Origin of the sequence: Dyadobacter alkalitolerans DSM 23607, from assembly GCF_000428845.1 — a bacterium.
GTDB lineage: Bacteria > Bacteroidota > Bacteroidia > Cytophagales > Spirosomataceae > Dyadobacter > Dyadobacter alkalitolerans.
In genome coordinates this window covers 71,790-97,628 of record NZ_AUAS01000013.1, presented here as the reverse complement: position 1 = coordinate 97,628, position 25,839 = coordinate 71,790, and the positions used below count along the sequence as shown (strand labels likewise).

The 25,839-nt window shown below is 46.4% G+C and carries 19 protein-coding genes; 3 read left to right on the top strand and 16 right to left on the bottom strand.

Annotated features, from left to right (window positions below; genetic code table 11):
• From G395_RS0120575 to G395_RS0120540, 8 genes are all read right to left on the bottom strand, one after another.
• A complete protein-coding gene (locus tag G395_RS0120575; RefSeq protein ID WP_211237793.1) occupies positions 1-1,209 on the bottom strand; it encodes a dienelactone hydrolase family protein in 1,209 nt (402 codons plus the stop codon).
• A 174-nt stretch (positions 1,210-1,383) separates the two neighbouring features.
• Positions 1,384-3,159, bottom strand: a complete 1,776-nt coding sequence (locus tag G395_RS0120570) for a RagB/SusD family nutrient uptake outer membrane protein (protein WP_026631799.1) — start codon at positions 3,157-3,159, stop codon at positions 1,384-1,386.
• Positions 3,160-3,177: 18 nt separating this feature from the next.
• Positions 3,178-6,306 carry a SusC/RagA family TonB-linked outer membrane protein gene (locus G395_RS0120565; protein ID WP_026631798.1) on the bottom strand — a complete coding sequence of 1,043 codons (3,129 nt, stop codon included), beginning with the start codon at positions 6,304-6,306 and terminating at the stop codon, positions 3,178-3,180.
• Between the two features lie 239 nt (positions 6,307-6,545).
• Entirely contained in the window at positions 6,546-7,583 is a 1,038-nt protein-coding gene (locus G395_RS0120560; RefSeq protein ID WP_084439745.1) for an FAD:protein FMN transferase, read from the bottom strand.
• 3 nt (positions 7,584-7,586) lie between these two features.
• Positions 7,587-8,855, bottom strand: coding sequence for a Gfo/Idh/MocA family protein (locus G395_RS0120555; protein ID WP_229204240.1), 1,269 nt, complete (start codon positions 8,853-8,855; stop codon positions 7,587-7,589).
• Positions 8,856-8,915: 60 nt separating this feature from the next.
• Positions 8,916-10,217, bottom strand: a complete 1,302-nt coding sequence (locus G395_RS0120550) for an alpha/beta hydrolase family protein (protein ID WP_026631795.1) — start codon at positions 10,215-10,217, stop codon at positions 8,916-8,918.
• A gap of 12 nt (positions 10,218-10,229) precedes the next feature.
• Positions 10,230-10,979 carry a glucosamine-6-phosphate deaminase gene (locus G395_RS0120545; RefSeq protein WP_026631794.1) on the bottom strand — a complete coding sequence of 250 codons (750 nt, stop codon included), beginning with the start codon at positions 10,977-10,979 and terminating at the stop codon, positions 10,230-10,232.
• Between the two features lie 41 nt (positions 10,980-11,020).
• Positions 11,021-12,436: a Gfo/Idh/MocA family protein gene (locus G395_RS0120540; protein ID WP_026631793.1), complete on the bottom strand. Its 1,416-nt coding sequence runs from the start codon at positions 12,434-12,436 to the stop codon at positions 11,021-11,023.
• Positions 12,437-12,564: 128 nt separating this feature from the next.
• On the opposite strand from G395_RS0120540, the gene G395_RS0120535 reads away from it, so the two are divergent.
• Positions 12,565-13,581 (top strand): LacI family DNA-binding transcriptional regulator, encoded by a 1,017-nt coding sequence (locus G395_RS0120535; protein WP_026631792.1) that lies wholly within the window; start codon positions 12,565-12,567, stop codon positions 13,579-13,581.
• A gap of 106 nt (positions 13,582-13,687) precedes the next feature.
• On the opposite strand, the gene G395_RS0120530 is transcribed toward G395_RS0120535, so the two are convergent.
• On the bottom strand, positions 13,688-14,050 hold the full coding sequence (locus G395_RS0120530) for a hypothetical protein (RefSeq protein WP_157486752.1): 363 nt from the start codon (positions 14,048-14,050) through the stop codon (positions 13,688-13,690).
• Positions 14,051-14,111: 61 nt separating this feature from the next.
• On the opposite strand from G395_RS0120530, the gene G395_RS0120525 reads away from it, so the two are divergent.
• Positions 14,112-15,476, top strand: a complete 1,365-nt coding sequence (locus tag G395_RS0120525; RefSeq protein WP_229204239.1) for a YihY/virulence factor BrkB family protein — start codon at positions 14,112-14,114, stop codon at positions 15,474-15,476.
• A gap of 100 nt (positions 15,477-15,576) precedes the next feature.
• On the opposite strand, the gene G395_RS0120520 is transcribed toward G395_RS0120525, so the two are convergent.
• On the bottom strand, positions 15,577-15,888 hold the full coding sequence (locus G395_RS0120520) for a hypothetical protein (protein ID WP_035361828.1): 312 nt from the start codon (positions 15,886-15,888) through the stop codon (positions 15,577-15,579).
• 255 nt (positions 15,889-16,143) lie between these two features.
• Here G395_RS0120520 and G395_RS0120515 point away from each other — a divergent pair, with 255 nt between their 5' ends.
• Positions 16,144-16,395, top strand: a complete 252-nt coding sequence (locus G395_RS0120515) for a hypothetical protein (RefSeq protein WP_035361827.1) — start codon at positions 16,144-16,146, stop codon at positions 16,393-16,395.
• A gap of 99 nt (positions 16,396-16,494) precedes the next feature.
• Here the strand turns inward: G395_RS0120515 and G395_RS0120510 are convergent, their stop codons facing one another.
• From G395_RS0120510 to rpoC, 6 genes are all read right to left on the bottom strand, one after another.
• Entirely contained in the window at positions 16,495-16,890 is a 396-nt protein-coding gene (locus G395_RS0120510) for a hypothetical protein (RefSeq protein WP_026631787.1), read from the bottom strand.
• Positions 16,891-17,227: 337 nt separating this feature from the next.
• Positions 17,228-18,193 (bottom strand): aldose epimerase family protein, encoded by a 966-nt coding sequence (locus G395_RS0120505; RefSeq protein ID WP_026631786.1) that lies wholly within the window; start codon positions 18,191-18,193, stop codon positions 17,228-17,230.
• A gap of 108 nt (positions 18,194-18,301) precedes the next feature.
• Complete coding sequence (locus G395_RS0120500; RefSeq protein ID WP_026631785.1) at positions 18,302-20,446, bottom strand: xanthine dehydrogenase family protein molybdopterin-binding subunit; 2,145 nt, start codon at positions 20,444-20,446, stop codon at positions 18,302-18,304.
• A 2-nt stretch (positions 20,447-20,448) separates the two neighbouring features.
• Positions 20,449-20,910, bottom strand: a complete 462-nt coding sequence (locus G395_RS0120495; protein ID WP_026631784.1) for a (2Fe-2S)-binding protein — start codon at positions 20,908-20,910, stop codon at positions 20,449-20,451.
• A gap of 139 nt (positions 20,911-21,049) precedes the next feature.
• Entirely contained in the window at positions 21,050-21,379 is a 330-nt protein-coding gene (locus G395_RS0120490; RefSeq protein WP_026631783.1) for a DUF3467 domain-containing protein, read from the bottom strand.
• 136 nt (positions 21,380-21,515) lie between these two features.
• Positions 21,516-25,838 carry a DNA-directed RNA polymerase subunit beta' gene (rpoC, locus tag G395_RS0120485; protein WP_026631782.1) on the bottom strand — a complete coding sequence of 1,441 codons (4,323 nt, stop codon included), beginning with the start codon at positions 25,836-25,838 and terminating at the stop codon, positions 21,516-21,518.
• Position 25,839: the final 1 nt, after the last annotated feature.

Here is a 25,839-nt window from a genome sequence, read left to right as displayed (position 1 = left end):
CTAAGCCAACCACTTGTCGAACCAGTCAAATGCGTCAGCCTGCATTTGTGCATCGAACTTGTGTGGACCGTCGTAGAAACCTGCCTTATACTTCTCCGCTGCGCCTGCCTTTTTGAAAACCTGTTTTAAAATATCATCTGCCTGCTTCATTTCTGATAATGTAAACAAAGCGTCCTGGTTATTGTTCTGGACCAAAGTGGGCAACGGAACGCGCAGACCCAGTATTTCGGGAAAATCCATATAGTTGGCCAGCAACGGCGCAAAGGTCATCCAGGTATGGTTGTAAGACCGATTCAGCACAAGGTCATTGAATGTGGTCATAAAACCAACGCAAACCGCACACTTAATACGGTTGTCCAAACCAGCCAGATAAACTGTCCGAACGCCACCTCCGGACAGTCCCGCACATCCAACACGCTCGTTATCAACATCTTTTCGGGCGCTTAACACAGACAATGCTGCCTGGTCCTCTGCCAGACAAACGCCCGGCCAGGTTGTTCCTGCACAAAAGAGGGATTTGGACATTACATGCTCATGCTCTTTGGACCATTCATTATAGGTCAAAATGTGAGCTTCCTCGTCCGGATTCTGGTCCGTTTTATCCTGCGTTTTCAACGGGCCGTGATCCAACCCTTCAACATCACCATAAAATACACGCCGACTTCCAAAAGCAAATGTGTCGTGCACCAGCACAGCATAACCACGCTTGGCAATGTCGTTGGCCCAGGCGTTACCGCTGTAAACCGCAGCCTGGTGTTTTACGATCAGCGGAGGTTGGTTGTCGGAAGTCTTTACCAACTTCGGATAGCCAAAATACTTTTTCCCCGCATGATCATGCAGCGCAAGAATGGCGGGCAGAGGCTTTGAGCTTCCTTGTGGCTTCAAAAAAACAGCCTTAGTACGCTTCCCATAAGGCAATTGCCAGGACAGTTCTTCAATATCCAAGCCATCGTAAACATACTTTTTCTCCACCTTCACCACCGGCATTTTCCCCGTTTCAGGCGCAGAAAGCAACTCAGCCGCTTTCGCCCTGGCTTTTGTCTGCCAGTCAGATAGGTTCTCCCAATAAGCGTTTCGGAAGGATAATGTTCCTGGCTTTTTTGCAAGATTGGCAAAATTGTTTCCGTATGCGCCAATGAGGCTTTTTTCGGGTGGCTGGGTTGGATGGTCGTGCTTCATGGTTGGTAAAAGTGGTGGTTTGGGGGTCATAGTGCTTACGCTTCGGCTCCGCTCAGCGTGACAGGCTTTTAGATTGGCGACTGCGTCCGCTGAACGGCCGGTCTGGCTTAGCCGCCCGCCGGCACCGCCTACGTAACAAAGTCGAGTCCTAGCTAAACGACCTGTCACGCTGAGCGGAGCCGAAGCGCAAGCACAATGCCCTCCCTACTCAATCGTCATCAGCGGTTCTACATTTCGCTCGGCTCCGTCATAGCCTACGTTCTGATTGATCACTCCCTTGGTATTGGCTGTAATAACCAGGGAAGGAATCGGCCATAGGACATGGAATGGGGCCATATTAGCGGTGTTACCCAGCAATTGCACCTTTTTTTCGTATGTGTTATTGTAACGCATGACGCGGTCGTAGAAAAAGTTTTTCTCGCTGAAACTGGCCAGATTGTAGCCGCCCAGGTTGGATTTTGCCATAATATAAGAAACTCTTACCAGTTCCGAATGGCGTGGCTCTTCGGCGAACAGTTCGCGGGCGCGCTCGTTCATGATGAAGTCGATTGTCACTTCGCCACCGGAAATAGGCAATGCTTTGGCCCTTTCACGGACTTTGTTAATGTCTGCTGCTGCCAATGCATGCTGATTTTTCCAATAATACGCCTCGGCTCTCAGCAGATAAGTTTCTGCTAACCTGAAAATATACCAGTCACCATTGCCGCCCACAGTGCGGGCGAGCGGATCGTCCATGGGGTTGTACATAATGTAATGCGGCATTGCGTACACGTGCTTGAATGTATCGATCGGGTTGGCCAGGAACGCAATATTCACCTGTTTTCCATAGTCTACCGATGCAGGATTATTGTAGCGCAGCTCGTGCTTATCCACCCAGTTGATGTCGCTTCGGCGCAAATCGGTCGTGTTTTTCCAGGTTTGCCCTTTATAAGCCCAGATATCATATTGATAATAACCCGTCAGCCGCACATTTGCGTTGCCAATGCCCAGCGAATCCAGCATAGGCCCGCTCCTGACCATGCCTGGCTTTCCCTGGCTATCCAAAACCTGTGGCTGAAAATACTGGCAATTATACATGCGCATTGTGTAAAGTCCTTCCGAGCGGGCTCCCGGAGGCGCTTCATAGCGATCGATGGATGCCAGAATGGTTTCCGTATTCTGGGCGATGCTGAAATTCTTGGAGCGGTGCAAATCCCAGATCAGATTGCGGTAAGCTTTGTCCGCATCCAGTCCAAAACGTTGGTTCATTAAGGCATAGGGACCATTAATGACTTTCGTAGCAGCTTCAATGGCCTTATCAAATTCCAGGTTGGCAAGATAAATTTTTGCCAGTAAATGATGGGCAGCGCCTTTGGTAATGACACCGGGCTTGGCAGCAACGGGCAGCCATTCCGCCGCATACTCCGTATCCGACTGGATTTTGGCCAGGATCGCCCAGCGGCTATGCGTGCGAAAATCGAGCTTGGCACCCTGAATTTCTTCATTGATAAAAGGAACATCGCCATAGGAATTCACCAAACGATAATACCAGTAAGCGCGGTGCCAGTAAGCCTCGGCCAATATCGCATTCCGCTCCTGATCGGACTTCCATTCAATGTCATCGATCCTGGAAATGAGCACATTCGCATTTTTAACAGATGAATAAATGACTGTAAACATCGACAGATAGCGGTAATACATGTCGGTGTTCGGGGTGAGATTGTAAAAATCCAGCTGCGACCAGGGCGAGGCCAGATCCGATGCCGCAAATTCCATGGTAAGGTTCGGCATGATCGTGGATGTGGACGCTGTGCCTGTGTTCTCTGTTTTGAGATCCTTGCGCATGGTGATGAGCAAAGATTCGAAACCCGCTTTGTCTGTAAATACGTTTTCGGGACTGAAAAAAGACAATGGTTCCGGTTTCAGCCAGTCTTTGTCGCAGGACGATTGTGTCAAAAGCAGCACAACCATTGCCAGGGATATGTTAATGAGACGTTTCATGATTTTGATTTCTTCTAATTACAATGACAAGTTCAAACCGAGTGTAAAATTCCGGGGCATGGCGACATTAACCGACTCAGGGTCCCAGCCGGGCCATTTATCAAAACTGTATAAATTGCGTACAGACGCAAATATGCGTAAGCTGCTCAATTTCAACCGCTCAGATATTGCCCCGGGCAATGCATAGGAAAGGTTCACATCCTGGATCCTCACAAAGGAAAGGGGTCTGTAAATCTGGATTCCGCCGCCGAAAACGTTTGTGTTGGTGTTAAGCCGCGCATATTCGTTGTTGCCGTTTTCCGGCGTCCAATAAGGGAAATCATTGGTATTGCGGCGATCGTAAGTGTCTGATCCGCCTGATCTTAAACCTTCCTGGAAAGGTGCGATGTGACCAAATTCACCCCGCAAAAACACGGATGCCGAGAAATATCTGAGGAATGTAAATTCATTCCGGAGCCCAACCCTGAACCGGGGCTGGCGGTAACCGATGAACATTTTGTCTGCTAATGCCTCATATTTGCCATTTCCGTCTGCATCCGTTGCCTTGAAATCGCCCGGTTGCAGCTTGTAGACTTCTGCCGCCTCCTTTTCATTCAACTGCCAGATTCCCGTGACGTCGTAATTCCAGACTCGGTCCAGTGCTTGTCCGGGAAACCATTCGTTGGAATAATCCGGCAGCTCGGTGGTAACGGTCTTTCCATCCACCGTTTTTTCTTCATAATCCCCAAAAAGACGCTTGATCTTGTTTCTGTTAAAGGAAAAAACCAAATTCGATCGCCAGCTGAAATTGCGTTTTTCGGTGTTAATGGTGTTGATTGTCATTTCAAAACCTTTGTTTCCCAATTCACCCAGGTTGGATGTAATGTTCTTAAAACCTGTGATTTCAGGGAGTAAGCGGTTCATTAACAAATCCGTAGTGGTCATATCATAATATTCTATACTCAGATCCACGCGGTTTTTCAACAAGCTCAAATCCAGCCCGAGGTTAATAGAGCGCGTTTTTTCCCAAACCAGATCGGGATTAGCCAGCGAGTTATTGTAAACTCCGACCTGCACATTGGAACCATCATAATATTGGGTCGAAAGAAGTTGCGCAAGGGCCGAATATGCGCCGATATCGCGGTTACCATTCACTCCCCAGGAAGCACGGAGCTTCATTTGACTTACAAAATCGAGGTGAAAGAATTTTTCTTCCGAAATTTTCCAGGCCACCGCTGCTGCCGGGAAAGTTGCCCTTGGTTGTTTTGTTCCAAACGCGGAGAAGCCATCTCTCCGGAGCGACGCCGTGATCAGATATTTATCCAATAATGTGTAGTTCAGTCTCGCCATTGCGGCGTCACCCGTAATCTGCGTGTCGTTGGTCAGCAATGCGGGGTTTGTGCCATATTGCAGGCCGTGGTATCCGAGATTTTGATTGGGTACAAAAGTCTGATTGCTGATTGTGGAAGCCCAGCCGCGGTTCCGCTCGGAGCTGTAAAGCAATGTGAGATCAAAACGGTGTGCGCCAAATTCTTTGTTCCAGTGCAGCAGGTTGTCCAGAATCCATTCGTACGTGGAAGAATCATCGCGTGTTCCGTAACCGTTGCTGCGTGTAGAACCGCCGTCCAGCGTTTTGGACGACCAAAAACTATAATCTTTCAGCGTTTCATAACGTGGCTGGAAAGAAATTTTGTAGTCGAAACCAAAGGGCAGCTTGATCTTCGCATACATGGACGCGAACAAAGTGTTGATCTTTCTCATTTTTTCCTGCCCAAAATAATTGATCAGCGGATTGGCTGTTGCGAAGCTGTTGGGATACCAGGAAACGTCGCCATTGTCTTCAAACATGGACCCATAAGGACTCATAATGAACATTTGGCCCAGATTTGCCGTCACGGCGCTCTCGTCCCGGTCAGCAAACTGCGTGTTCACACCTACATTCAGGAAGTCGGTAACCTTGAAATCTACATTCAATCGTGACCGGATGGTTGAAAATTTGTCCCCGCGTAAAACGCCTTCATTATTTTGATAACCCAATGACCAGTAATAGGTTACTTTATCCGATCCGCCGCCGATGCTGACATCGTAATTTTGTCGTTTACCTTTCCGTATGACCTCATTATACCAGTCCACAGACTTGCCTTCGAGGAAATTTTCAGTTTCAATAGGAAAAAAACGCAGGCGTCCCAGCCATTCCTGGGTGTTGTCCTGCTGCGGATTGTTACTTGCATTCCGCCATTGGTCAATGGTCACGCCAGCAGGCAGTTGGGTCGGGTTATCATAGTAGAACGTGGGATTATTCGGGTTCGTGGCTTTCAGCAGATCCCTCCTGAATGTGAGATAACCATCCTTATCGAAAGGCTTGAAGTCATTGGTGGGCTCGGTAATCCCCACATTTGCAGAGAAATTAATGATTGGCTTTCCGGTTGCGCCTTTTTTGGTTGTAATCAAAATGACGCCACCTGCTGCTCTTGCGCCAAAGACGGCCGCTGAGCTGGCATCTTTCAGAATGTCCATCGTTTCAATGTCGGCCGGGTTAATGTCCGCAATGCTGCCGTTGAAGATCACTCCGTCCATCACGACCATTGGATTTGTGGACGCATTCAGCGATTTGGGACCGCGTACTTGGAGTGAACTTCCGCCTGCCGCCGTTGCTCCCTGGTTCGCATTGAAACCGGCAACGGTTCCGGTCAGCATGTCGGTAAGCTGGGTCATGGGCTGATTTTTAAATGTTTTGGCATCGATCCGGATCACCGCGCCTGTTAAATCACTCTTTTTCATTGTGCCATAACCGACCACAACCAGCTCATCCAATGCATTTACACTTGGTTGCAGCGTGGTTTCTATCACCGATTTCGTTCCTACGGGGATTTCTTTCAGATTATATCCGACAAAGCTGAAAGTCAGCACCTCCGAACCGCCCGCCTGGATCGAAAAACGACCCTCGGCATCGGTGGTGGTTCCACGCTGGGTGCCTTTCACGATCACCGAAACGCCAGGCAGGCCAACGGTCGTCACGCTGTCCAGGACACTGCCCGAAATGTTTTTCAAATCTTGCGCATGAAGCTTCTGCCCAAGCCACATAGGCCCTATCCACAACAAGCTCGTCAGCAATGCGAGCGTCATGCAGATCTTCATGGATTTGTTCTGTCGTAATTTTAGTTTCATAAGAGTTTGGTTATCATTTTTTTCGCATAGCAATTCTGCTTCACAATGGGAGATTGTGAAAATTTAAAACCTGCATTTCGCCGTTAGTCAGAATTTAATTTGGAGACAGAACAATGTTACAATGAATTCATTCTGGTTCAATGACATTTGCTGAAAATAGTAGCGAGAACGTTACCGTTAACGTTCTCGAAAATGGCAGAAGTGGTTACAATGAAGGTTTGGGAATATAAACGCTTCTATCAGGGCTTTAAAAACTTACTGAATTCGGCGGTGGTTGTGTCGGCAATGGTGCTGTCCGGCTTTTGGAAAATGAAATAGGCGTGCAGGTTTTTACGCTTTTTCAAAAATTCCATTGCATGATCTAAACCCATGAGGAGCAATGCATTATCATATCCGTCGGCGGTTATAGCATCGTCGGCGATCACGGTTGCGCTGATTATTTCTGTCGATGCGGGATAACCCGTTTTCGGATTTATAATGTGGGAGATCCGCCGCGAACCGAGCTTGCGGAAGTTGCGGTAACTTCCCGATGTGGTAACCGCGCCATCCGGAACCTGAATAACCTGCCGGATGCCTGCGGCCTGGAATTCATTTTCAGCAGGTTTTTCAATGCCGATGGACATGGCCGTATTTTCGGGATACTTTTTACCCTTAACCCTTATTTCTCCTCCTATTTCGACCAAATAATTTGATATACCATTGGATTCCAGAAAATTAGCCATTACATCTACGCTATAACCCTGTGCAATGCCATTAACGTCAATTTTAATGCAAGGCAGATCCTTAGTAAGCCGGCTATGGCTTAAATGCAGCTTTTCCGAGCCAATGCAAGGCATTAAAGATTGAATTTCAGCAGAGTCCGGAATGGCACTAACCCGTTCATTCCCAAATCCCCACGCCCGAACGAGTGGATAAACGGTTATGTCAAATGCGCCCTCCGTTTCCTTAAAAATTTCCTGCGATTTCCTGACCACATTGTAAAAATGGTCATCAATGTCCACACCGGAATCGGATGCATTGAACCGGCTGATGATTGAATTGGGAGTATAAATAGAAAGTGAATGATCCAGCTGGCCGAAAATGCTGTCGATCTGCGATTTTCTCACTGATTCAAATCCAGCATAGTAAGTGATCGCATAGCTCGTTCCCTGTGCTAAACCAGTGATTTGAAAACGCTTGAACGATTTAGTTTCCCGAATATCCAGAATGCAAAAAGCAGGCAAAACCAGGATGGCTATGCCTGCGAGCAAAAATTGTCTATAGTTTGAAAGCCGCATGGCTTAAACGGAGTATTCCGGTTTCCAGATCTGCACAGCTTCCGTGTCCGCAGCCGCATTGCCCATATGGATCGCAATAGAGCCGTCGCGGCCCGTTTCGACATTGGAAATAGGCTGTTTTTTATCCTTAATGCATTTTATAAAATCCTGCAAAGCATAAACGGTGGGTTCCAGACTTTCTTCGCCGGGTTTTCCGTAAACTACTTCCATGCCTTTACCTTGCGTGGTCACAGCCAATGTTGCGCCTGTGACCCCGTCCACGGTTCCTTTGGCATTGTTGGTGGATTCTGCGTAAATGTATGCTTTATCGCGCAGGATTTCCACGGTTGCTTTATCCCCTAAAATCCTGATGCTATAACCATTATAAGCATTTGATAACACCGAAGTTACGCTGGCTTTCACGCCGCCCGGATAATCGTAAACCGTCCGGATGTTGTCGTAAGTATCGCGGCCATCTTTCCAATAATTAATGCCTCCCAGCCCGACCACCTTCATTGGATGGCTGTCGACGAGATAATTTACGACATCAATTTCGTGCGCGCAAAGCTCAGAAAGCGGACCGCCACAATATTCACGATACATTCTCCAATTGATCTGGCGCTCCATTTTCGGGTCTTTTACAGGAAAACGCCAGTTGGAATTTCGGTTATACTGACATTCGAAATGGGTGATTTTGCCCAGCCAGTTTTCCTTGATTATTTCCTTAACGCGATGATAAAGGCCATAGTAACGATACTGATAGCCGATTTGAAAAATGAGTTTCGAATCACGCACTTTTTTGACCAGATCAATGGCCTGCGGAATGTCGTAAGTCATTGATTTTTCAAGATAAATGTGCTTCCCAGCCTGTATAGCGGCAACAGCCATGGGATAATGCAGATAGAGCGGTGTGGCTATAATGACCGCATCCAGGCTTTTATCTTCGAGCAACTTGCGATAATCCGAATAACCTTTTGCTCCTTTTTCGGCCAGGCTTAATCCCTTTTGCAGGTTTTCAGGAATGGTATCGCAGCATGCTACCAGCGCAATTTCCGGCATTTCCTTGATCAATGTGCACAGGCCGGCTCCCCGGGAACCCGTGCCGATGATGCCCAAACGAATTCTGTCAACGGCTCCTGACCGCGCTGCAAAAAGCGGATTGGCGATCACCGACAACCCTGCGGCTGCGGTTAAGCCAGTTGTAATGAAATGTCTGCGGGAAGTGGATTGAGCTGCCATGAGTGATTTGGTTACGGGCACGTACCCGTAAATGTAAGCAATTTTGTGATTCATCCATAATGGTGAGTCTCCTGATTACTATTTTATTATTGATTATGACTCTGACCTTCAACATTATTTAAGCCACTTGTCAAACCAGTCGAATGCGTCTTTCTGCATTGCAGCGTCAAACTTGTGTTCGCCGTCGTAGAATTTGGCCAGATACTTATCCGGTGCACCCGCTTTTTTGTACACATCTCCTAAAACTTTATCTGCCTTTTTCATCTCGGGAAGCGTGTAAAGTTCGTCCTGGTTGTTGTTCTGAACCAATGTTGGCAAGGGCACTCTTAGCCCCAGGATTTCTGGAAAATCCATATACTTGGGCAAAAGCGGCGTGTAAGTCATCCAGGTGTGGGTTACAGATTTTGTTAAAATCAAATCTGTCCAGGTGGTCATGAAACCAACGCATACTGCGCATTTGATGCGCGGATCCATTCCGCCCAGATAAACAGTCCGCAAACCGCCACCAGACAAACCGCCACACCCTATACGTTGCGGATCCACGTCCTTACGCTTTTCCAAAATATCGAGCGCGACCTGATCTTCGGCCAGGAAAACGCCCGGCCAGGTTGTCCCGGCACTGAAAAGCGACTTGGACATGACATGCTCGTGCGCGCCGGACCATTGATTATAGGTTTCAATGTGCTCACTTTTTTCAGGATCCTGGTCCGACTTTCCCGTTGTGTCCACGTCGCCCCAGGTTAAACCTTCCACATCTTCATACATGACGCGACGGCTCCCGAATGTGAACGTGTCATGGACCAGCACCACATAGCCACGCTTGGCGACTTCATTGGCCCAGGCTATTCCGCTGTAATCGGTTGCGCGGTGCTCCACCAGCAGCGGGTGCTGTTCATCTGCGGTTTTGACAATTTTACGATATCCGAAATACTTCTTACCACCATGGTCATGCAAGCCCAGGATAGCAGGAAGCGGCCTGGTGGTGCCTTGCGGCTTCAATACAATGGCCTGGGTTTTGCGGCCGTACGGCAATTGCCAGGAAATTTCTTCGATTTCCAGACCGTCGTAAATGTATTTTTTTTCGACCGTAACTTTTGGCAAAGGTGACTTCGGCGGGCTGGCGATCAGTTCCTGCGCTTTTGCATAGGCTTCTTTTTTCCAGGTTGCAAGATCTTTCCATTTGGGATCCCTGAACGAAAGCGGCGGAACGGGCTTCAATAATGAGGCAGCCCAGCTTCCATAGTCGCCGATAATGCTTTTGCCAGGTAAAGATGCGTTTTCAGAAACCATGTTTTGCGCTGGGATAAAATTTGAAATTGCATGAATGTCAAAGCTAAGCGGAATTGCCATGGCAGTCAATGACGCTTTCAAAAATTCCCGCCGCTCATTGTTTCCCTCCGGATTTTCAGGTTTCATATCGTAGTTGGGTTAGGCAATCACACTTTCGGACAGCAGGGATGCGGAGCTTTTATCCAGGAAAAATGTGCAATGTGCATGATTTTGCAAGATGCTCGCCGGATAAATGTTGCTTACTTCCTCCATCAGACTATTCCTCACAGCCAGCGCCTTACGCTCATCCGGCACTGAGCAGACAATGTGTTCCGACTTCATGATCTGCTTCACTGTCATGCTAATGGCCTGCAAGGGCACCTCGTCCAACGAACCAAACCAGCCCTCTCCCATTTGCTGCATGCGGCAAGGTTCGTCCAGGTTCACGACGTGATATGGGTTTTCGTTTTCAAAATCTGCGGGAGGATCATTGAAAGCCAGATGCCCGTTCTCACCAATGCCCACCAATGCTACGTCGATCGGGTGGTTGCTGATAATGCTGTTCAGATTCTCGATTTCCGCCGTAATGTTGCCTTCGCCATTGATCAGGTGAACGGCTTTTAACGGAGGCACTTTATCCAGAAAACGTTCCTTTAAATATTTCCTGAAACTCGCTGCATGGGCCAATGGTAAAGCGATGAATTCATCGAGATGGAACATGGTAACCTTGTCCCAGTCTATGTTTTCTTCTTTTATTAATTGTTCCAAAGTTTGAAACTGGCTGGTTCCTGTGGCGAGGATAATGTTCGCAAACCCCTTTTCTGCGATGGTTTTGCGGATCAGCTCTGCTGCAAGCGTTGCCGCTTGTGTTCCCAACTCTTCCTTAGTCTCCGAAATGACAACTTTCATTACAATCTGTTCTTGATTAAGATTTTATTTTAACTCAAAAATTACGATTTCACACCCGTATTGCCGCCTTGCGAAAGGGCAATGTCTACGGGCTTGTTGGATTTCCAGGCCCCGGCAGTGAAATCGGGAATGTCGATGGAATTGGAGCGATGCGCTACGGACCATTCGCTCAGCGGCGAGATCACGCTCCATGAAGCGGCGTCATAAACGTCCTGATCCAGTGGGAGGCCGTTTCTGAGGCAGTCGATTAGGCGCCAGTCCATCAGGAAATCCATGCCGCCGTGACCGCCTACTTTCTTTGCCAGCTCGCCGATTCTTTTCACGATTTCGGGCTGGTATTTTTGTTCCAATGCTTTAAATTCCGCGTCTTTCAACCATTCATGACCCTTGGCAATGCGTCCTTCGGGAGTTCCTGCCAGGCCTTCGGGCAATGGATATTTTTGCGCGGAGCCTTTGGTGCCGCTGATCACATGCAGCCTGGAATAAACGCGCGGCGAAGTCACGTCGTGCTGCAACATGATGGTTCTGCCTTTTGCAGTCCGGATGGTTGTCGTGTTCATGTTCCCACGAAACTTTTTCCCTTTGAATTGTTTGAACTCGGGATCTTCGGCCGCCAACTTTTCAGCGCGTGCTTGCAGCATAAAATCGTTGCTTGCCATGCTTACCAGATAATCCATCTTATCGCCCCGGTTAATGTCCATGATCTGCGCAACAGGCCCCAGCCCGTGCGTCGGATAGAGGTTACCGTTACGCTGGTTTTCTTTCAGACGCCAGAGGTCGAAACGTTTGGATTTATCAAAAAAGGAATCATAAATGTCGTGTATATAAGCACCCTCGGCATGAATAATGTCGCCAAAATAGCCTTGTCTGGCCATATTAAGGGTTAGTAATTCAAAAAAATCATAGCAGCAGTTTTCGAGCATCATACAATGCTTCTTTGTTTTTTCTGACGTTTCAACCAGCTGCCAGCATTCGTCCACTGTGACGGCGGCGGGGATTTCTACGGCCGCGTGCTTGCCATGTTCCATTGCAAAAACGGCCATTGGTGCATGCAGGCTCCATGGCGTGCAAATGTAAATGAGGTCGAGATCTTCCTGCTCGCACATTTTTTTCCAGGCATCGGCCGTTCCGGAATACACTTTGGGGTTATGGCCCGTGCCTTCAAAAGTTTTTTTTGCTTCCTCGGCTTTTTCTGTCCGGATATCGCAAAGTGCGGTTACCTGCACATTTTCCAGCTTTTTGATCCTTTGAATGGCCCCGCCGCCCCGGTTACCAAGCCCAATGTATCCGATACGAACGGTTTCAATTTTCGGCGCGGCATAACCACTCATGTTAAACTTCGGAGCCGCAGGGACGATCCTGGCAGGCAGATCGAGCGGGCTGGCACCTGCATAACCGGCATTTAGCAACCCGATGCTGCTCAGCCCGGTAAGTTTGAGGAAATCTCTTTTTTTCATGGGTTTAGTTTGATATACTTACAATTTTACAACGATTCGATTAGCTATCGCTGACATTGCAGTTAATTATTAACGAGAACGTTATCGAAAGCGACTGACGTTTTTTCAAGCTTTCAGACCCTAAACCAATGCGAAGACCAGCCACCATCAAGGACATTGCAAAAGCACTCGGCATCTCCGTCGCGACGGTTTCCAGGGCGTTGCGGGATGCCTATGACGTGAGCCCGCAGACGCGGACGCTGGTGCTAGAAAAAGCGGAGGAAATGCATTATAAGCCTAATTTTAATGCAACGGGTTTGGTCAAAAGCAGCACGCATAAGATTGGCGTGATCATCCCGGCTATAACCAATTATTATTTTTCAACGGTTATTACCGGCATTCAGGAAGTAGCTCAGCATAAGGGTTATAGCATTATTTTGTACATTACAAACGATTCACCGGAGCTGGAAAAAAAGATCGTTCATGATCTTTCATTAAGCAGCCTGGACGGTTTACTGGCTTGCGTTTCTTCACCTTCCGACGCTTGCAGGCATTTCCAGGAACTCATTGACGACGGGCTTCCGGTTGTGTTTTTTGATCGTGTTCCCGAGGAGATCAGTATTTCAAAGGTCATGCAGGACGACTATAACGGCGCCTATCAGGCTGTAAATCATCTTATTGAAAGGGGATATAGAAAAATAGCGCATATTACCGGCCCAAAAGGTGTCTTGCTGACTGAAAACAGACTTCGCGGCTATCAGCAAGCACTCCGGGAGCATGACCTGGATTTTGATAATGATTGGGTGGTTTATTCGGGATTTTCTCAAAAAGACGGAGAATCGGATGTTGCCCAGCTATTCACAGAAAATACTGAAAAGCCTGACGCGATTTTTGCAGTCAATGATCGTAAAGCCATTGGTGCGATGGTGGCTTTAAAGCGTAAAAACATTCGGATTGGGGGAGAAGTCGGTGTTATTGGGTTTACGAATGATCCGATCTGTGAGATTATATCACCTACATTGTCCACCGTAGCTGAGCCTGCTTACGAAATCGGTCGCAAGAGCTGTGAATTGTTGTTGATCCACGTTAAAAAAGCAGGTTTTGCAGGCGAAGAAGTGGTGCTTTCGGGAGAGCTTATCGTACGCGAATCCACTTCAAGGATTTGACACATTATGACTGATCATCTTTTCGATTTAATTATAAAAAAATAGCCTGCCCAATGACGGGACAGACCATTCTTACCAATTTATTTAATCAGTTTCTACCTTTCGATCAGTTCTCTTTCTTCGGAGTTGATTTGTTTCCTTTGTTCAATGTAGCGTCTCCTTTGTTCATTTTATTCACATTGGATTTGCCATTGGCGCCGTTACCTTCCTTACCCGTTCCGCTGGTTTTGTTAGACCCATTCACTTGTCCGGCTTTGCCAGGCTGGGTGGCATTCGAGTTCCCTATCTCGTGATTGGCACCTTGCGTGGTTCCCTGCGTATCTGTTCCTTCATTTTTTCCGCCGGATTTGCTGCTGTCCGCAGTAGCAGTTCCTTGTTGTTTCGGATTGGTCGACTGCGTAGTAGATTGTGCGTATACCGATGCAGAAACAGCGAAAGTAAATATCAAGCTTGCAATTACCTTTTTCATGATTGGAATTATTAGTTGTTGAATGTTGATGCCTGCTTCTTTAAAAATCATACCCGCAGCAATGCGGCCCAAACTGGCATGGATATTTACCAATGGCGTTTACACGAAAGCATGCTTCACAATGGACGCTACTACATCAAAACCTAAGTTTTTCTTATCGCTTTTCAAGGACAGTTTTTCAGAGTTCATGGAAGACAATTGCCTTAAATTAAGCGCCGCGCTATCCTATTACACTATTTTTTCCCTTGCTCCAATGCTGCTGGTGATCATCTCGATCGTAAGCATTGTATTTGGGAAGGAAGCATTTCAAGGTGAGCTGTTTGGGCAAATAAGTGGTCTGGTCGGCAAGGAGGCTGCCTTGCAGTTGCAGGAGTTGATAAAAAATGCGGAGCTATCCAATAAATCAGGACTTGCCGCCACAATCGGGATTGTGACGCTGCTCATTGGTGCGACCGGGGTTTTTGCCGAGATACAGGATTCGATTAATTACATATGGTCTATCAAATCCAAACCCAAAAAAGGATGGCTGCAATATCTTAAAAACCGGCTGCTGTCTTTCTCTATCATTATCACCTTAGGTTTTTTGCTCATCGTTTCCCTGGGTGTGAATACTCTGGTTGACCTGATGAGCGCGCGTTTGGAGCGCTATTTCTCGGAAGTGTCCGTGATCTTTTTCTCTGTATTGAATGTCGTCCTGGTAATGGCGATCATTACGGCACTTTTTTCTGTCATATTTAAAATATTGCCCGATGGCCATGTGCGTTGGAAAGAGTGCATTGTCGGCGCGGCATTTACGGCTATCCTTTTCGCAATTGGCAAGTTTGGTATCAGCTTTTATCTTGGAAAACAGGATCTTGGTGCAACCTACGGTGCTTCCGCTTCAATCGTCATCCTTTTGACCTGGGTTTATTATTCCTCTATTATCCTCTATTTCGGGGCAGAGTTTACCAAAGTTTATGCGAAAACAGACGGTGTAGGAATCTCGCCTAATGAGCATGCGGTGCTCATGGTAAGGAGGGAAATGGAACAGGATAAGCCAGCACAGGCTGTTGCAGATGCACAGCACGCCACAACCTCTGTTAATCCAAAGGAAGTTACGCATAAAATGATGGACACGGTTACGCAGTTCATCGATGACAAGCTGAATGCGATCAGGGCTGAGATCAAGGCGAAAATTGCCCAGATCACCGCACCTTTTTCCTACTACGCGTTTATTGCGATCATTATATTTATGATTGTGATCATGGTGGTCGTTTTGCTGGGCCATTTCCTGAACAATGCGTTCAACAGCGATTATCTCGGCTTTGTTGTGTTGCTGGGCTTTACGTTAGTCCTGTTCTCGCTATGTTTTATTTTCAGGGAAAGCTTGCTGGGAGGCATCAAAAAGGCAGTTGCCAAAAAGGTGCAATCTAGTAATGAACCGTGATTTTTATTGATATAGCAACGAAAAAAGGGGACTTCTGTCCCCTTTTTTCGTTGCTCACGTTCCCTATTAAATTATGAACGGCTTGCATTAAATTATTCGTTCAATTGTCCCACTTTTGAATAACCCACATCCAATCTGCCGGCCATGAATTGGAGCGAATGCTATCGTGTCGGACGAGCTTCTCATCGATTACCTCATAGCCAACCAATCGCCCTCCCTGACTTTCCACATCTGCACGGGCGTAATTATGAAGCTGTATCCAAACTTCCGGCGCAATCAATTCTACGGAAACAAAGCTTAGCTTCTTCCATTTCGGATCGCTGGAATCATCTACATAACGAAGCAAAAGATAGTGTTTGAAACTTTCGTTGCTTAAAGACAATATCGTTTTTCTAGTGTCTGCATGTTTCATGATATGCTAATTTAATTGTCCTAAAAAATACTCAAATAATGTAATATAAATGGAATTAACCTTTTATACGCCGCATATCGGTTGTAACCCGGGTTATACAACGGATCTTCTATTTTATATAAAATTCTTGCCACAAGTTGAATACAAGTAGTTCTACGTTTCTATATGACATTTTAAAATTTTATATTTATGTTTTGGGGCTTTTAAAAAGTGGCATAAAATTTTAAACACCATCGGACGAAAACACATAAACCGATGGTCACATTGAACTATATGAAGGATGACTGGGTGAAGGAGAAGAACGGAACCCGTATTATGCAAGTTGATGAATATCAAATTGTAGATATTGTAACTTATGTAAATGGTAACTCAACACCTGTAACGAAAAGAAGTTATAACGGAAAAGTTTGGTGTACCTGGGTAAATGAGAATAAAGCAGTGGTTACCCAGCCTTTTTTAGAATCAGATCTTGAACCGGCTGTACCCCAGCAAGTTGCACATTACTGATTTCACAACGACTTTCGTCTCCCGACCATTCAAGCAATTGCATTGAATTAAAATGCCCGAAATTGAATTTCGGGCATTTTGATTTTCGTTCGTTGATGATTATGGTTTTCTGTCAGCTTCAGTTGCTGAGCCTGATGAATTTGTATCGGTTGCGTTGGCATCTTTTTTATTTTTCTTCCGATTTTTTCTATCCATCTTTTTATCACTCGCTGGCATAAGCGAATCCTTCATTACTGCGCCGGAAGCACCTTGGGATTTAATCAATGTATCCTCCGACGGTGTATTTGAAGGCTTTACGGGCGACTGAGGAGAGTTAAACTCTGCCTTTTTCTCAGTCGTCGGATTAGACGATGAAGGCGTTGTGGTGGTTGGATCCTGCGTAGGCACGCTCTGTGGCTGCGATGGGGATGTTGGCGTTGTGGGAACAGTCTGCGCATAGCTTGCGGCAGAAAATCCCAGTGCTGCGATCAGGATAAGTGCTTTTAAAGTTTTCATCTTAGTTCAGTTTAGTTGTCGATGGTCTGATACTCGCAGTGACATCCAAAACTATTCCTAAGGGTGACATTTTCGTGCTATCAAATTTTATTTCAATATTGTCTGTTTAAAATTAATCAGAGGCATTTTTAGACCGAGGGTCTTAGACATCAAAATAGTTATCTTATTAACAATAAGTATCTTATCCACAAATTGCGCATTGTGTTACCCAACCTGCCTGCGTTGAAATCGTTGGAACAGCATTAAATAAATTTTTCACCTACGAAGTAATTCTAGTGAGAAAGTGTTTGCTTTTGCACGAATCAAGAATAGAACTATAACGCTAAGGTTTAGCGGGTCAAAAAGTGTAGAACTCATAGTTGACGTTCCACTTTGTTTCCTGACCCGGTTTTGCGCTGATATGAATGTAGGGTTCAGGGCATGAGGTGGTGGGACTAGCCCAGTATACCAATTTCTCCAAAGGCTTATCACCCGTAATTCTTACGCCAGCTGATGTTTTGGTATTTTCAATGCGTATATCATAATCTTTTGCGCCTGACCCGAAGCCTTTCAGCCCACTGCTGAATATCTGATCGCCATTTACAACCGGCCTTGCATAATTGAGCGTTTTGCCTTTTACATTGATAATGGTCCCAAAACCTGCTCCTTCCCCACTTACTTCGAAGGGAAAAACGATCCGTATATGCTCGTTCGTTGGCTCTTTATCGATCATGAAAAAGTTGTGATTGTAAGTGCTGGTTGAAATTTCTTTTGAGCCGGTATTTTTAAGGCTGTGTTCTAAAACGAGTTGGGGCTTTCCTTTAACCAGTTTTAATGTCTTTGTATACACATAACCGTAGCCTGATGCATCTTTCAATGTATGCGTGAATGTTACGTTATCCTTCTTCTTATCAACAGTCCATTTACCTGCATCTTTCAATTCATAGTTCGTTGCGAATGAATATTTTTTATCATCAGGCTTAACCAGGACTCCAACGCCAATTTTTACGAATGTCTCCCCTGGCTTTACCGCATCAAAATCCAATGCGACGAACTCCTCAACCGGCCCCATAATGGCGTCATGCAATTTGGGATCATAGGTGCTGTTCCATTGCCCAAAATAAGAGTGTCCCTTGTAATCAAGGCTGGCAACCTGTCCTGCCCAGTCGAAACGCACGCCACGATAATAGCCGGAGCTGGCATCCGGCAGCATTAACTTCGCATTGATGATGCCGTTTGAGATGACTGCCTCCGGGAAATCGGCGAATCGGAATGCAGTAATGAGCAGGCATATGCAGGCAATCAGCAGAAGGATTTTCTTCATGATAATGGTTCAGGAATGATGGGGGATTAAATAAAAGACAGTAAGATAAAAATGCGAATGGACATTTTCTTCTTACTGTCTGATTAAATTATGTAAGCCTATGCAATGTTAAGAAATGCCTTTGAAAGCTTCCTCGTTTACAAAAGGCTGGTTGCGCAAGCGCTGTTTTGTTGCTTTATAAAATGCATTGGCCATAGCAGCGCCAGCAGGTGGCAATGCTGGTTCGCCCAAACCTGTGGGAGATATGCCGTTATTCACAAAATGCACATCCACTTCCGGGATTTCGTTCATCCTGATCAGGCGGAAACCATTGAAGTTGGTCTGATCCGGCGCGCCGTCCTTGAATGTCATGTTGCCATACATTGCGTGGCCCAAGCCGTCCACGACGCCACCCCTAACCTGCTGCAAAGAACCGCTTTGGTTGATCACTATGCCGCAATCGACTGCTGCAATGACGTTTTTAAGAACCGGCTTGCCTTTCTGCATTACGATCTCACCTACTTGCGCTACGTAAGATCTGTGAGAAAAATAAACGCTGAACCCTTGATAAACGCCTTTCTTTTTGCCCCAGTTGCTTTTCTCCGCCGCCATTTTCACCACAGCGATCATTCTGTCCACGTCATATTTAACCGCATTAACGGGTGATTTTTTCGCTTTTTCGAGCAGTTCCAGTCGGAATGCGACCGGATCCTTGCCTGCTGCCTCAGCGACTTCGTCGAGGAACGATTGTTCGGCGTAAGCAAGGAAGTTGGTGATCGGTGCGCGCCATGGGCCCGTTGTGATCGGGGATTTGTGCTCAACCGAATCGATTAGCAAGTTGTCTACGGATCCGGAAGGGAAATTATCTTCTCTTGTTGAATTTCCGGAGTTCATGCCAACTCCGCGCAACTTGTAACCGATCATGGTTCCGTCTTTGTCCAATGCTGCTTCGAAACGGTAACGCACTGCGGGGCGGTAAGTGCCGCCTGTCATATCATCTTCCCGCGTCCAAACCACTTTAACCGGTGCTTTCACGAGCTTGGAAACATGCGCGGCTTCGATTACAAAGTCTGCTGAAAGCCTGCGACCGAATCCGCCGCCTTGACGAGTGATTTCGACCGTTATTTTTTCGGGTGCTATGCCGGTGATTTTCGCTACTTCCGTACGCGCGCGCTCGGGCGTTTGCGTCGGGCCCACGAGTTCCACGCCGTCCTCACGCACGTGCGCAAAGAAGTTCATGGGTTCCAATGGGCTGTGCGGCAGGAATGGGCATTGATATTCGGCTTTGATGACTTTTGCAGCGTTTTTAAATGCTGCGTCCACGTCGCCGTCTTTGCGCCTTACGGTTGCTTCGCCATTATCCATCAACTGAGAAAAAATGCGATTATGATCGGCAGTGCTTTCGAGTTCTGCTGCTTTCTCATATTCGATTTTCAATGCGTCTTTGGCCTTTTTCACTTGCCACGTTGATTTCCCAACGACGGCAACGCTATTTTCAAAGGTTACCACATCCACAATGCCTGGCATAGCCTTGGCTGCTGCCGAATCTACGGATTTCAATTTTAATCCAAATGCTTTGGGCCGCTGGATCAAGGCGAACAACATTCCTTCCTTGTAAAAATCAAGTCCGAAAAGTGGCTTGCCCGTGGCTATATTATGGTTATCAACATTACGAATGGATTGTCCGATCAGTTTGAAATCCTTTTCGCTTTTTAATTTAATTTCGGTTGGAGCAGTGAGCTTGGAGGCTGCTTCTGCCAGTTCGCCGTAAGTGGCAGATTTGCCGTAGGTTTTATGCAGAACTTTGCCGTTTTCAGTGGTCAGCTCGGCGGCGGGAACATTCCATTTGGCTGCAGCAGCTTCTATTAAAAGATGGCGTGCCGTTGCGCCTGCCTTGCGAAGGCGTTCCCAGGAATGCGGGACCGCGCCGCTTCCGCCGGTAACCTGTCTTTCAAAGATCCCCGTATCCAGGTTTCCCTGAACGGTTTTCACTTGTTTCCAATCCGCGTCCAGCTCCTCGGCCACGACCATTGGAAACGCCGTTTTGATTCCTTGTCCTATTTCAGGATTTGGAGAAACAATGGTGATAATGTTATCTGTCCCGATCGACAAATAACTATTAAAATTTATAGAGCCGGCTGCAATGCTTTTGGCATCAACAACAACTGGTAAGGCAGAAGAATTGGTCCAATTGAAACCTAAAAACAGTCCACCGCCTGCCGCAGCCGCAATTTTCATAAAATTGCGCCTCGAAGTTTGTTCTAATGTCTGCATGGTCAGTTGGTTTTGGATGCTGCTACTTTCACTGCTTCGCGAATGCGGTGGTAAGTGCCGCAACGGCAAATGTTGCCGCTCATGGTGGAGACGATTTCTTCTTCGGTTGGCTTTGGTTTTTCTTTGAGCAATGCTGCCGCCGTCATGATCTGGCCAGCCTGGCAGTAACCGCATTGTGCAACGTCCACCTCATCCCAGGCTTGCTGAACCGGATGATCGCCTTTTTCTGAAAGTCCTTCAATGGTGGTTACTTTGGATTTACCAACAGCCGAAACTGGAAGCACACAAGAGCGCACCGCTTTGCCGTCTACATGAACGGTGCATGCGCCACATTGCGCAATCCCGCAGCCGTATTTGGTTCCTACGAGACCGAGGTTATCTCGGAGCACCCATAAAAGCGGAGTTTCCCGCTCCACATCCGCGTCATAGGCACGGTTGTTAATTGAAAGTTTGAATAACGCCATGGTGAATTGATTGGGTTCGGAAATGATTGTCCTTATGCAGATACCGAAGTTACAAAAAATGTCAAAAGGATGGTGACTGTAAGCAACTTAAAGTTAAATCGCTTATCAGAATAGGTCAATAAATGCTGCAATCAAATGCTTATGCTTCGCCGCCTGGCCCTCCGAAACTGATTGGAAAATTAAATGATGGCTCGTTATCCTGTGAGCTTTGGATCTGGCCGTATTGATCTTCGTATTTTTGAATATTGTCCTGCAATGCTGCGATGAGGCGTTTTGCATGTTCCGGCGTGATAATGATTCGTGCCTTCACTTTTGCGCGTGGAACGCCCGGCATTAAGCGAATAAAATCAAGGATGAATTCGCTGTTTGAATGTGCGATCATGGCTAAATTGGAATAAACTCCTTCGGCCATTTCCTCTGACAATTCTACATTGATCTGCTGTTCGTTTTCTTTTGTGTTATCTTCCATCGGTTGGTTTTATTGGCATTACAGTGCTTGGCAGCAAATGATTATCTCTGCGGAAATTACTAAAATTTAGTATTAAAACAGCAAAGAGCCGGTTCCACATCGCAGAACCGGCTCTTTTTATTTTACTTGAATTGACCTATACTAATTCCTTTTTCTTGCGAGAAAGCTTCTCACGAGATTCAGTCAAAGCATCGAACTCTTCTTTTGATCCAACGATCAAGCTTTCGTATTGACGCATTCCTGTTCCGGCTGGGATCAAGTGACCTACGATCACGTTTTCTTTCAAGCCTTTCAGTTCATCGCGTTTTCCACGAACAGCTGCTTCGCTCAATACTTTGGTTGTTTCCTGGAACGAAGCCGCAGAAACGAAACTTTCAGTACCCAATGAAGCTTGTGTGATACCCATCAAAGTAGGTTTCGCAACAGCCGCCTGCGCATCACGCGCAGTAACCAATTTCAGGTCACGACGTTTCAAGCTTGAATTTTCATCACGCAAACGACGAACAGAAACGATCATACCTGGTTTCAAAGTCTCAGAGCTACCAGCGTCTTCAATAACTTTCAAATCCAGGATCTTATCATTTTCTTCACGGAATACAACGCGGTCAACCGGTTGCATTTCGAGGAAGTTGGTATCACCTGCATCCAGGATCTCAACTTTCTGCATCATCTGGCGTACGATACATTCGATATGCTTATCGTTGATCTTCACACCCTGCAGACGGTATACTTCCTGAATTTCATTTACAAGATATTCCTGAACCGCTGTTGGTCCTTTGATAGAAAGAATATCAGCTGGTGTGATCGCTCCGTCGGATAATGGATCTCCTGCTCTCACGAAGTCACCATCCTGAACCAGAATGTGTTTCGAAAGGGCAACCATGTAACGACGTTGTGTTCCGTCTCTTGATTCGATATGAATTTCACGGTTACCGCGTTTCACACCTCCATAAGAAACTACACCATCGATTTCAGAAACAGTTGCTGGGTTAGACGGGTTACGAGCCTCGAAAAGTTCAGTTACACGTGGCAAACCTCCCGTAATATCGCGTGTTTTACCAACAACACGTGGGATTTTCGCCAATGGCTGACCTGCTTTAATGTTCGTTCCGGCTTTCACCACCAAACGTGCTCCAACAGGAAGGTTATAGCCTTTTTCTGTCTGATCTTTCAACAACGTAGACTTACCTTTTACCACGATAGCCGGGTTTTTGGTTTTATCACGTGTTTCAATGATCACAGATTCCTGGAAACCAGTTTGCTCATCAAATTCTTCACGATATGTAATGCCTTCTTCAATTGCATCGAACGATACTACTCCGGTGAATTCCGAAAGGATTACTGCGTGATATGGATCCCAGGTACAAAGTTCTTGTCCTTTTTGAACCCTGTCACCATCTTTTACCAAAAGGTGTGCTCCATAAGGAACGTTATTTGAGATCAATAGCTGGCCAGTTTCTGGATTAGTAATTTTAACCTCTCCTGAACGACCCATTACTACTGTTACGTCATCTCCTTCTGAGTTAACAGACTGAACAAGACGAAGATCTTCAAAACCAATTACACCGTCGAATTTCGCCTTGATGTTTGCTTCAACAGAAATGTTGGAAGCCGTACCACCGACGTGGAATGTACGAAGTGTCAACTGCGTTCCCGGCTCACCGATGGACTGCGATGCAATTACACCCACAGCTTCACCAATGTTCACCATATGCGCAGATGCCAATGAACGTCCGTAGCATTTCGCACAAACACCATTACGTGTTTCGCAAGTCAATACTGAACGAATTTCAACTGTTTCAATGCTCGTTTCGTCAATGTAAGAAGCGATTTCTTCCGTGATTTCCTGACCAGAAGCCAAGATCATTTCGTTAGACAAAGGATCAAATACATCGTGAACGCTTACACGACCCAGGATACGCTCAGAAAGTGGCTCAACGATATCTTCGTTGTCTTTCAAAGCAGAGATTGCAATTCCACGAAGGGATCCGCAGTCTGTTTCGATCACAACTACATCTTGTGCAACGTCATGCAGACGACGTGTAAGGTAACCCGCATCAGCCGTTTTCAGAGCTGTATCGGCAAGACCTTTACGTGCACCGTGTGTTGAGATAAAGTATTCAAGAACGTCCAAACCTTCTTTAAAGTTAGAAAGGATCGGGTTCTCGATGATTTCACCTGCACCACCCGCGATGTTTTTCTGAGGCTTGGCCATAAGACCCCTCATTCCACCCAGCTGACGGATTTGCTCGCGCGAACCACGTGCACCTGAGTGCATCATCATATAAATTGAGTTAAATCCGCCCTGGTCTGTTTCCAATTGCTTCATCAACGTCTCTGTAATGCGTGAGTTAACGCGTGTCCAGATATCAATAACCTGGTTATAACGCTCGTTTTCAGTGATAAGACCCATCAAGTAGTTGCTCCAAACGTTTTCCACGTCCAGTTTCGCTTGCTCGATCAATTTCACCTTTTCGTCTGGCACCATTACGTCGTTCAATCCCATTGACAAACCGCCTTTGAAGGCCATTTGGAAACCAAGTTCTTTAATTTCATCCAGGAACTGAGCTGTACGGGCAACACCAGCCAATTTGAACACCAAACCAATGATCTGCTGCAATTTCTTCTTAGTCAGCAATTCATTGATGTAACCAACTTCCTCAGGAACAGCCTGATTGAACAGGATACGTCCGGCAACGGTGTCAACCATTTTCGTTTCAAATGTTCCGTCGTCGTTACGAACGCGCAGGCGGCATTTGATATTCGCATGTTTTGACAATTTGCCTTCATTAATGGCAATGATAACTTCGTCCGGACCGTAGAAAATCATTCCTTCTCCAATGATCGGATAGTTTTCTGTGCTTACGCGGCCTTTTGTAACATAATACAGACCCAAAACCATGTCTTGTGATGGAACCGTAATCGGCGCGCCATTCGCAGGGTTAAGAATGTTATGTGACGAAAGCATCAACATTGAAGCTTCTAAAACGGCTTCCTGACCCAATGGCACGTGAACGGCCATCTGGTCACCGTCAAAGTCAGCGTTGAATGCTGTACAAACGAGTGGGTGCAACTGAATCGCTTTTCCTTCGATCAGTTTAGGCTGGAATGCCTGGATACCCAAACGGTGCAATGTTGGAGCACGGTTAAGCAACACAGGGTGTCCTTTCAACACGTTTTCCAAAATATCCCAGATCACAGGATCTTTACGATCTACAATCTTTTTCGCTGATTTTACAGTTTTAACAATTCCACGTTCGATCAGCTTGCGGATAATGAACGGCTTGAATAATTCTGCCGCCATATCTTTTGGCAAACCGCACTCGTGCAATTTCAATTCAGGTCCTACAACAATTACCGAACGACCAGAATAATCGACACGCTTACCAAGCAAGTTTTGACGGAAACGTCCTTGCTTACCTTTAAGCATGTCAGAAAGTGATTTCAATGCACGGTTACCTTCTGAACGCACCGCATTTACTTTACGGCTGTTGTCGAAAAGCGAATCAACCGCTTCCTGCAACATACGTTTTTCGTTACGCAAGATCACCTCAGGTGCTTTGATCTCAATCAGACGTTTCAGACGGTTGTTCCGAATGATAACACGGCGATAAAGGTCATTCAAATCGGAAGTCGCAAAACGACCACCATCCAAAGGCACAAGCGGACGAAGTTCTGGTGGAATAACCGGAACCATCTTGATCACCATCCACTCAGGACGGTTTTCGATACGTGTATTTGCATCACGGAATGCTTCTACAACTTTCAGACGCTTTAATGCTTCTGCTTTACGTTGCTGCGAAGTATCCGTTGCTGCCTGGTGACGAAGTTCGTATGAAAGCTCATCCAGTTTAATCCGGTTCAAAAGCATTTCAAGCGCATCCGCACCCATTTTCGCGATAAACTTATTTGGATCCGTGTCCGGAAGCATTTGGTTTTCGCGAGGCAGCTTATCGATGATATCCAGATATTCATCTTCGGTCAAGAAGTCAAGATAGCCAACGCCATCTTCTTCTTTAACACCAGGCTGAACGACTGCATATCGCTCGTAATAAATAATTTGATCCAATTTCTTGGTTGATAATCCCAACAGGTAACCGATTTTGTTCGGCAAGCTGCGGAAATACCAGATATGTGCAACAGGAACAACGAGTTCAATGTGGCCCATACGCTCGCGACGCACCTTTTTCTCAGTAACCTCTACACCGCAACGGTCGCAGATGATTCCTTTGTAACGGATACGTTTGTATTTTCCACAATGACATTCCCAGTCCTTCACAGGTCCGAAGATTCTTTCGCAGAATAATCCGCCCATCTCCGGCTTGTAAGTCCGGTAGTTGATGGTTTCAGGCTGGGTTACTTCACCGAAAGAGCTCTCAAGGATAGACTCAGGTGAAGCCAGACTGATCGTCATTCTGGAAAAATCACTATTAAGTTTTTTGTTCTTTTTGAAAGACATA